This window comes from Acinetobacter sp. CY05 (genome assembly GCF_059515805.1).
Genome location: NZ_JCAKMW010000044.1, coordinates 1 through 8338, shown reverse-complemented (window position 1 = coordinate 8338; position 8338 = coordinate 1). Strand labels below are relative to the sequence as shown.

Here is an 8338-nt window from a genome sequence, read left to right as displayed (position 1 = left end):
CTTGAGCTTTTAATTATTTTAAGGTTTTTAAATGTTTTTAACTTAACTTTAATTATTAAATTTCAATAACTAAAGATTGTATTCCCCCACGTTTAGTTACCCATTCCCCCACGTTTAGTTACCCATTCCCCCACGTTTAGTTACCCATTCCCCCACGTTTAGTTACCCATTCCCCCACGTTTAGTTACCCATTTAATTACACCTATAACTAAGTAGTTGTAGTTATACCCACATTGTTATAATCTGTGGGTATAAAAATATTTCAATTAAGTTTATGTCAAAAGAATTAGTTGTAAAAACCAATCGGTTAAATCAAGCTTTTCAAACTCTATCTTTATCAGAGTTTCATATTGTTCAATTAGCCATTGTTGATGCTAGACATACGGGTACAGGACTAAGTACAGATACTCCTTTACGAATAGATGCTTTGAGATATGCTGAGATCTTTGGAACCACAAGACAAAATGCTTATCAGAGAATGAAAGAAGCAGAGGATTCTTTATTTAATAGAAGATTTAGCTTCTTTGATGAAGATGGGAAATTAGTCAAAAGTAGATGGATTCAGCAAGTAAAATATCTAGATGACGAAGGTGCTATTGAACTTGTTTTTACACTGGCTGTTGTACAAGGCATAAGTAAAATTGACGGTATTAAAGACTTTTTTACTCAATATTTACTGAGTCAAACAGCACAGCTTAACAGTACATATTCAGCAAGATTATATGAGTTACTGATTCAATGGAGAGCTGTCGGTAAAACACCTTTATTCGAATTAGCAACTTTTAGGGAACAACTTGGAATTGGTGTTAATGAATACAAGCGTATGGATCATTTTAAAACTAGAGTTCTTGACTTAGCCATTTCTGAAATTAGTGAAAAAACTGATATAGAAGCAACCTACCAACAGCATAAAAAAGGGCGTTCAATATCTGGTTTTTCTTTTTCTTTTAAGCAAAAAAAATCTAAGAACAAATCTTTAGAAAATCAAACGATCACCGGAAACTTAGATCTTTTTTCAAAAAAAATGACAGACTCTCAACGTCACTTATTTTCCAATAAGTTATCTGAACTTCCTGAAATGAGTAAATACTCTCAAGGAACTGAAAGCTATCCTCAATTTGCAGTAAGAATTGCTGAAATGCTTAAAGATTCTGAGAAATTAAAGGAGTTTGCTCCAATGCTTGAAAAAGTTGGCTATCGTTAAATCAGTGATGTAACGTTACATCACTAAATATTGTCTACTGACATACCGACTTTTACTTGGGTTACATGATGAAAGCACTATCTGTTATTGAATTAGCTCAACTCTATGGAATGAATCGTCAAAGTATCTATAAGCGTATAAATAAAGGGGATTTATCAAAAAATAGCGATGGGAAAATAGATTTTTCAGAAGCCATACGTGTATTTGGTGAGCCATCACAAAATAATAAAAATGTAACCCCGTTACAGTCTACTTCGTTACAAAAAGAGACAGAAGTAGACATGCTGAAACAGCAGGTAGACATACTAAAAAAACAGCTAGAACTTGCACATGACCGAGAAGTTTTTCAAAGAGAACAACTAGCAACAAAAGATAATCAAATAGAGGCGATACAACGCCTATTAGAAGCACCAAAAGCTAATATGACTACATTTACCGATCAAGAACAGCCGCAAGCGAATGTAGCTCAAACACACTCTGAACCAATCGTCGATAATACGAAACATGACGGATTGACTACTGCCGAGCCTAAACGGGTTCCGATCCCTGAACAGGTTGAGGCTGAACCCGAAAAAAGAGGCTTTTGGAGCCGATTCTTTAAGCCGTATGGCTGATTTTATTGTTCGCCTGGGCTTATTAAAACCGTGGAACATTGATTAAATATTACTCGTGGAACAGTAAAAAAGATAAAAAAAGCCCAAACAGTGATGTTTGGGCTATAAACTTTGAAATAAGTATTTGAATTTCAATATAAATTATAACACATTTCGTATAACGTGTATTATGTTAATTTTAGAGAAAATTAATAATACACTTTGAAATATTACTTTTTAAACTTATGTAGATAATCAATAAGTGGGCTAACATTCGCTGAAGCCGTTTCCTTATCTACTGATTCCATAAATTGTTTATATAAACCATAAATTTTTTTAGAAACATAAGTACTAAAAAATGGCTTAATTGGCTCTAATTGAATATTAGGTGGTGTACTAGGGGCAGGAAGAGTACTAGAACTAGGAGGTGTATTAGGAGCAGAAAGAGTATTAGAACTAGGAGGCGTACTAGGGGCAGAAAGAGTATTAGAACTAGGAGATGTACTAGTACTTAATCTAAGATCAGATAACCTAGAATAAAGAGCATCAATATTTTTAGTGTTAAGTAACTCTTTTACAGCTTTATCACAGTCAAATATTTCACCTAACTTAGTGACTTTTCGTGAATCATCAAGAATTGCTTTATTACCACTTTTACCATAGCTTTTATCAAAAACAATTTTTGTAAAAATTCTCAATGAATCAATATTTATTCTTCTTTTCATTTGAGTAAACGATACATCATGATACTTATTCAGATCTCGTTCTAATCCAAGATAATCACGAATTGATGGATTAGCTAAAGCCGTTGTAAAGACAGAATAATCTATTTTTTTTGTATCAATAAGGAAATAAAAAAAATCATACTTTTTAATTTCCTCAAAAACTAAATAACAAACTAGGGCTGAGTAAATATTTGGAACACTGATTTCATAGTCTTTTGCTAATTTCTCAATGCCATTACGATGAAATTTATTAGGCTCAATTACCGTATAACTATTATATAAAAACTGATTTTTTGCATAAGGCTTCCAACCATAAGGTTTAGATACATGTCGCTTATGTAAGTATTTCTGAGCAGCCTCTCGCGTTTCGTAGATATAAATCGGGATTTCCATAGTCGGTGAAAGAGTACTTTGTATATCTAGACCAACTTGTCTCGCATACTTTATATCACTACAAATCATAAATGCTGCAGTACGCCGGTTCCCCTCAAGAACAAGCCACGTATTATCTGTATCCTTAGTTACAACAATAGGTTCAACCAGATCAAATTCTTGCTGAAGAACATTATTTACTATGGATAGAACATCAGACTCTTTAAATAACTCTTGTAAAATTAAAACTGAGTTAGTTTCACTAGTAAAAGCTTTTTCAAATCTTGGATTAAATGGATCTAATTTAAGGGTGTTGAGTTTTGCTAAGGAATGCGTCATACAATAAATATTTTAAAAAAGGCCATTCTAATTACTCATCATTTTTTTAAAATGGCCATTCTAATCGAATGCCTACGAATCGGCCTGAAAGTGCTTTGATTTCGAGCTATTGTTAAAAAAATAACGAAAAAAGCTGGCCTTTTTCATTCGAAGGTGTAAGAATCACCTCTAAGTCGTTAACTGTGTTTTTTCAATATGCTTCTCAAAATAGCATCCTTCTTCTCTGGCGCTGGCGGTTTAGACCTAGGCTTTAAACAAGCTGGATTTGACATCATTTTTGCAAATGAATTTGATAAAGATATTTGGGCTACATATGAGCATAATCATCCTGAAACAGCTTTAGATAAGCGTAGTATCACCTTAATTAATGAATCAGAAGTTCCAGACTGCGATGGCATCATTGGTGGTCCACCATGCCAAAGTTGGAGCGAAGCAGGATCACGAAGAGGTATTGAAGATAAAAGGGGGCAACTCTTTTTTGATTTTATTCGTATTCTTGAAGCTAAAAAACCATCATTTTTTTTAGCTGAAAATGTTAGTGGGATGCTAGCTCCTAGACATAAAGATGCTCTTGATAACATCAAAAATACCTTTCTTGAAGCTGGTTATGATCTTCATTTTAAACTTCTAAACGCAGCAGATTTTGGAATTGCTCAAGATCGAAAACGCGTTATTTTTATTGGTTTTAGAACTGATCTAAATATTCAGTATTCATTTCCTGAACCAAAAAAAGAAACTCTCTGTCTACAAGATATTATTAAAGATCTAGAACATAATGCGGTTCCTGCCTTAAATAAATCAAAACCGAACCCTGCTGTAATTGTACCAAACCATGAATACATGACAGGTGGCTTTTCATCAATGTATATGTCACGTAATCGCGTTAGATCATGGGATGAACCATCTTTCACAATTCAAGCTGGTGGTCGTCATGCTCCAATTCATCCTAGTGCCCCTAAGATGATTAAGCTGGAGCAAGATAAATTTATGTTTTCACCAAGTGGCGAATATAGACGTTTGAGTGTTAGAGAGTGTGCCAGAATCCAAAGCTTTCCAGATGAATTTATTTTTAAATATTCAGATGTAAATCATGGATATAAAATGATTGGAAATGCTGTAAACGTGGACTTTGCTAGGATTTTAGCAAAAAGTATCATGGAAGCATTAAATCAGGCTACCTCAATATCTAAGGTTAGTTAAAGAAAAACGTGAAGCTATTTGCTTCACGTTTTTTATTTCAAAATTGGATAGTTTTTAGAGGTACAGGTGCATTATTCATATCAACTGTTGAATCAAATTTTAAGCTCAATGAAGAAGTCAATTTGAATTTTGAGCTAGCTGTATGTAGTCGCATATTTAAAATAAAATTATTATCAAACTGGACAACAAGATAGCCGTTGTGAGGATTAATAGAAATATTAGTGATGGCAGTTGCATTTGGAATATTTGAAAAATCTTTGATCAGAATCAATCTTGTATTAGGATCAAGAGTGACTTTCTCAAAATCAGTATTTCCTACTAAAAACCTAAAATATCGTTGAATAGATGCAGGAGTTGTATGACTTATAAGATATTTTTTAACTAGATTACATACATCTCTATATAAGTCAGGAATTGAATTAGGAACTCTAGCCTTCACTGCTCGAAATACGAGATTCCCATCCTCATCTACATCAGTTGGTAAGACCAACGCTTTAAACCTATTTTCTATAGCTTTTAGCTCAGCCCTATATTGCTTATCAAGAGTAGGATTTTGTATACCTAACTGATTTTTTATCAATGCCGCTGGGCGTTGGTGCTTACAAGCATCATGATTATGCTTCAATGAAATATTTCTAAATATATTATTTCCATAACCAATACGAATATCAGTTACATCTCCAGCTACTGCAGCACTATCTTTTAATCTTTCAATAGTTTTAATATTTTCTACAGATAGCTCTTCCGAATACTTGACTGAAAAATCTATGAAAAGCTGCTGTTGAGACTGTGACAAAGCTGAAAAATGGGCTAAATCTCGTTGCTGATCCTGAACAGTATTGCCTAGCAAAGATATATTTGAATTTCTCTGACACAGAACATCAACTAACTTGGCTTCTAAAGCTCTTCCATTATTATTTGATACTGACATAAAGCTATTGATTCCAGATAGAAAAGAAATAGCTTGTATCACTTCCCACAAATAACTGTAAACAATATATTTTTCTACAATTTATTTAATATAAAATCTCTTATGCGAAATTCAATTGTTAGACTCTGTTTAAAGCGTCAAGCAGTGTCGCAATAAGTCTTTTTTAGATTTTCTATTCTTTTTCATTTAGCTATCCTTATATTTTTCTAATAATTATATAGTTAGCTCATTAATCATGAATAATTCTTTGAAGCATCTTATTGAATGTTTTGCCATAATTCCTTTAATTATTATTGGTTTGGGTGGAGTTTATTATTACTCATTTTATGAGGCTCTAGGATTAAGCTGGATCTTTTCTCAAGGTTCTATTAGTACAATATTACTATCATCTATACCTTTGTTTTTTAAAGCAATAACTGGTTTTATATTAGCCTGTGCTATCCATTTCATCTTCTTTAAAAACCTTGAATACTTTTATGGATACTTAATAATTTTAGGTAGCTGCCTTGGAATAATGCTTGGAAACTTAGTGTTTCTAGGTTTTAGCTTAGATAATTTTTTCCTTATTCTTTACTCTTATTCGATCATTGTTTTTACTTTTATCCTATCTACCCTTTTACTTACGGCATTAGATGCAGTTGGAAATGATAGATTTTTCTTTTTTGGTATTCTCGCTTTCTTACTAATATTTATTGAACCTCTTGTAACGTCTCAGGGCCAAGATAAAGCAGAACAACTACTCTCTGGAAGCGGTAAATTTTCAAAGGTTTCTTTTAACTCTGAAGGACTAAAAACAATACCAACAAAACTTGAGGTTACAAGAAATGATAAAAAATATGATGAAGATATAGATTGGCGTATTCTTGATATGATTGGAGATAAAGTAATTATAATTGCATTAAATCATTCGCAAAATGTTAATGGGAAGACAAAGCAATTAGTCAGAATTGTTGATTATAAAAACTTAGATAATATCTATTAATAACTTCAATAAATAAAAACTTCAGTATTTCTGATCGGCTGGCGAACCAAGTCCGATCTGAACTGTTGCATCAATTCCTTGCTAAGGGGTCTTGGTTGCGAGATCTGCATAATCAAGAGCTGTAAAAACTGTCCGTGACTAAATACAGCCAAATTCTTTTCAGCATAGTGCCCAGCAAGGGCCTTTAACTTGTCATGAAACGCCTGCACCCGCAGATAGAGATCCTCGAAAGACTCAGCATCATCAGCGTCCCGATGCTGGCAATCCATTTTATCCCAGTACGCATTCACCCATGCTTTACGGTCATTCAAATTGGTATTGGCACACTGTTGCTCAGACAGATAGCTGAACTCATGCAAATGTTCATCAACCTCAAAATCAAGCTTATATTTTTCTAGGATCGGCGCTGCGGTTTGTTGCGTCCGCAAATACTTGGACACCATCACATGATCAATTTTAGGCAGCGTAGAGCATAAATTTTGAGCCTGAATATGGCCATTCTCGCTTAAAGCGATTGAAGCATGCGACAGTGTTTTTCCATTGATATTTGCTTCACTTTCAGCATGGCGGATCAAAAAAATACTCATACTTTTCCCTTTCATTGAGGCACTGAGAATAATCATAGACTCACCCGATGCTTTAGATTTTTGTTTTAGCCTGAATCTAAAGTCGGGTAACTTTGTGCCCGAAATCTTTAGACAAAAAATGAGAGAAACAGCACAAAGTACTACACAGAAATCTGCTTTTTTTTATCAGGCTGAGTCATACCTCAATGTTTTCAAGTTGTAATCAAAATTACATAGAAATTTCAGTCTCTTACCTATCAATTGTACACATTCGCAAACATTTTTTTGTTGCTTTTATTTAAGTTTTAAATAAAAAAAATGCTTTATCATTCTGATTTTAAATAAAAAAATTGAAGATTTTTAGCATCCTGCCTAGGTGCGTATGGTGTATAACTAAAAATCGTCAAAAGTCAGGCTTAAATTCTTGGGGAAATTAAGCAGAAAAATCAGTAAAAAGGGCGTATTTCATCTAAAGTTATCAAAGTGGTATCAAAAAGTTATCAGAAGGTTATCAAAGCGGTATCAAAAGGTTATCAAAAAGCTGTAAATTCGGTGTGAAAATATGTCCCAAATTTGGGACTAGAGTCCGCTATTAAAAGACGCGGACACACTCAAAACCAAACTCACCAAACCAGTTAAAATGGCACATTCCCATTGCTCAATCGTCGTCATTCGCAATGGTATTTATTCCATTTTCCAACTAATGCGAACCACCAAAACAAGAACACCGCAAAATCGCACCAAATGCGCTTTAACACGCTTTTTAAGACTGGGTTAGGGTAGATAGTCAAAATACCCAGAAACGCAAAATACGAAGAAATAGAGCCATATTTAAAACAAATCTCCACCCTATTCACTTGTTGTTGAAAATCCAATTCACAAAAAAGCGGTAATCAGAGGGTGGGAAGAGATCTATCGTTATGCGCTCACACTCCGTTCGCTTTGTTCTTTTCTTTGTGATTCTAAAAAGCATTAACCGAGCGAGTGTCTACGAGCGATTGAGCAATATCAAAATTTCGTCCTTACCTTACCTTGATTACAAAGCTTCCTTTCGCATTTGAACGAGATTAGCAGAGCAAAGCGACTGTATGAATTTGGCTCCATGATCGAGCGTAGCGAGCATAAAAGACTTATGAGCGAAGCGAATTCCGAGTTGCTTTTGCTTTTTCTTAATTTCACGTAAGTATTAGCCAAAAAATTGCCCCGACGAATCGAGCGAAAGCGAGATTCAATAGAGTTTGAGCGAGTGAAACAAAGCGAAAACCAAGGGCAATTTTTCATAACTTGAGCTTTTAATTATTTTAAGGTTTTTAAATGTTTTTAACTTAACTTTAATTATTAAATTTCAATAACTAAAGATTGTATTCCCCCACGTTTAGTTACCCATTCCCCCACGTTTAGTTACCCATTCCCCCACGTTTAGTTA

7 protein-coding genes are annotated in these 8338 nt (G+C 33.9%); 4 read left to right on the top strand and 3 right to left on the bottom strand.

Annotated features, from left to right (window positions below; all coding sequences use genetic code 11):
• Positions 1–274 precede the first annotated feature (274 nt).
• Both repM and AC5YCD_RS15460 read left to right on the top strand, forming a co-directional pair.
• Complete coding sequence (gene repM, locus AC5YCD_RS15465; RefSeq protein ID WP_496130853.1) at positions 275–1204, top strand: replication initiation protein RepM; 930 nt, start codon at positions 275–277, stop codon at positions 1202–1204.
• Positions 1205–1272: 68 nt separating this feature from the next.
• A complete protein-coding gene (locus AC5YCD_RS15460) occupies positions 1273–1818 on the top strand; it encodes a plasmid replication DNA-binding protein (RefSeq protein ID WP_496130852.1) in 546 nt (181 codons plus the stop codon).
• A gap of 209 nt (positions 1819–2027) precedes the next feature.
• On the opposite strand, the gene AC5YCD_RS15455 is transcribed toward AC5YCD_RS15460, so the two are convergent.
• Positions 2028–3233 (bottom strand): hypothetical protein, encoded by a 1206-nt coding sequence (locus tag AC5YCD_RS15455; RefSeq protein WP_496130851.1) that lies wholly within the window; start codon positions 3231–3233, stop codon positions 2028–2030.
• Positions 3234–3428: 195 nt separating this feature from the next.
• On the opposite strand from AC5YCD_RS15455, the gene AC5YCD_RS15450 reads away from it, so the two are divergent.
• Positions 3429–4433, top strand: a complete 1005-nt coding sequence (locus tag AC5YCD_RS15450) for a DNA cytosine methyltransferase (RefSeq protein ID WP_496130850.1) — start codon at positions 3429–3431, stop codon at positions 4431–4433.
• Positions 4434–4470: 37 nt separating this feature from the next.
• Here AC5YCD_RS15450 and AC5YCD_RS15445 read toward each other — a convergent pair whose 3' ends face one another.
• On the bottom strand, positions 4471–5364 hold the full coding sequence (locus tag AC5YCD_RS15445) for a HaeIII family restriction endonuclease (RefSeq protein WP_496130849.1): 894 nt from the start codon (positions 5362–5364) through the stop codon (positions 4471–4473).
• A 235-nt stretch (positions 5365–5599) separates the two neighbouring features.
• Between AC5YCD_RS15445 and AC5YCD_RS15440 the strand changes: the two genes are divergently transcribed.
• The gene (locus tag AC5YCD_RS15440) at positions 5600–6346 is read left to right on the top strand and encodes a hypothetical protein (protein ID WP_496130848.1); all 747 of its coding nucleotides are present in this window, start codon (positions 5600–5602) and stop codon (positions 6344–6346) included.
• Between the two features lie 5 nt (positions 6347–6351).
• Here AC5YCD_RS15440 and AC5YCD_RS15435 read toward each other — a convergent pair whose 3' ends face one another.
• On the bottom strand, positions 6352–6933 hold the full coding sequence (locus AC5YCD_RS15435) for a histidine phosphatase family protein (RefSeq protein ID WP_496130854.1): 582 nt from the start codon (positions 6931–6933) through the stop codon (positions 6352–6354).
• Positions 6934–8338 lie beyond the last annotated feature (1405 nt).